The organism is Pseudomonas sp. (assembly GCF_050739655.1).
GTDB lineage: Bacteria > Pseudomonadota > Gammaproteobacteria > Pseudomonadales > Pseudomonadaceae > Aquipseudomonas.
Map to the genome: position 1 here is coordinate 1 of NZ_JBOIBY010000525.1, position 1370 is coordinate 1370.

Below are 1370 nucleotides of genomic sequence, written 5' to 3' on the forward strand. Positions count from 1 at the left end.
CTGTACCAGTACACCACAATGCCAAGTATCAATGACGACAGTGTCACCGCCTTGATAATGGCAATGACAGGTGCACTGACAAAAAGCCAGACGTGCTGAGTGAACGGGTTGACTAACTCATCCACCCCAAGGCGCACGACAAACGCCATCCACAGGGCACACCAGACCAACGAAATATCGGTCAGAACCTGCAGAATACGTTTATGTCGTCTTGGCAGACTTAACAACTTTGCCCGAATCTTATCCATAACCCCTCTAAACACCTCTAGAAGCTCCTAGCATTGATACAGCAACTACAGCTGTCGGCAACTCACTTACCGACAAAGCAATACTCAAAAACCAATGCGTCCATCACGCCTTGCCAGCGATTTCCAACTCGCCTGCGTGAAACTTGAAAGCCAGCAACACCAGAGGCACGTAGGCCAGGACCAATCCTGCCACGCCATCGATATATTGCATGACGACCAATATAGCCACTGGTACTAACCACAACAAATTGATTGCAGCGATTGCCAGCGTGACCGCCCGATGGCTGCCAAATTTTCGTGAAGCATACTGGTATCCGTGGCTGCGATGGGCCTCATAAACCTTATCCCCGCGCAACAGTCGACGAATGAGGGTAAAGGTGGCATCGACGATAAAGACGCCCAACAAGATGAGCCAGGCCCAGAGAAACAGTGGATTCGTCCATGCTGCATAAAGCGACATCACCGCCAACGCGATACCCAGAAAACCACTACCGGCATCGCCCATGAAAATCTTCGCTGGCGGGAAATTCCAGACAAGAAAACCCAGTACGGCCATCGCCAGTACAAGCGGAGCAATGGCAAGGCTGGTGTGGCCTGCGATCCAGTAGACCAGGCAAGCACCGACACAGGCGCAAATCGCCTCGACGCTGGCCAAGCCATCAATACCATCCATGAAGTTGTAGAGGTTAAGCATCCAGACCAGATAGAACGCTCCGATGACATAACCGAACCAGCCGAGACTGAACTCATGGCCGAACAGATTGATCGGCGCCATTCCCCCAATCCAGAACAATGCCCAAATGGCACCACCGAAATGCGCAAGCAGGCGCCAACGCGCGGCAATATGCCCATGGTCGTCGAGAAAACCAATGATCGCGATCCAGCCGCCGGCCCCCAGCAGAGCCAACGCCATCGGCCAGGCGACGGCATCTGTCCAGGCCAGGACAGGCAGTGCAATGAGAAAGCTCAGGACGATAGCCACACCACCGCCCCGAGGGGTCGGGACCGAGTGTGAACTACGCGCATTAGGAATATCTATCAAGCTGCGTGCCAACGCGTATTTGCGTAATGCACCTGTGCCCAAGAATGAAACACCCACCACCAACGCCAACAACCATATTG

1 protein-coding gene and 1 pseudogene are annotated in these 1370 nt (G+C 53.6%); both read right to left on the minus strand.

Going from position 1 to position 1370, the window contains the following annotated elements:
• Positions 1-248 (minus strand): annotated as a pseudogene (locus tag ACRESJ_RS24985) (polysaccharide biosynthesis protein); the annotation flags it as partial.
• Between the two features lie 103 nt (positions 249-351).
• Positions 352-1368 carry an MraY family glycosyltransferase gene (locus tag ACRESJ_RS24990; RefSeq protein WP_431760295.1) on the minus strand — a complete coding sequence of 339 codons (1017 nt, stop codon included), beginning with the start codon at positions 1366-1368 and terminating at the stop codon, positions 352-354.
• Between the last annotated feature and the right edge of the window lie 2 nt (positions 1369-1370).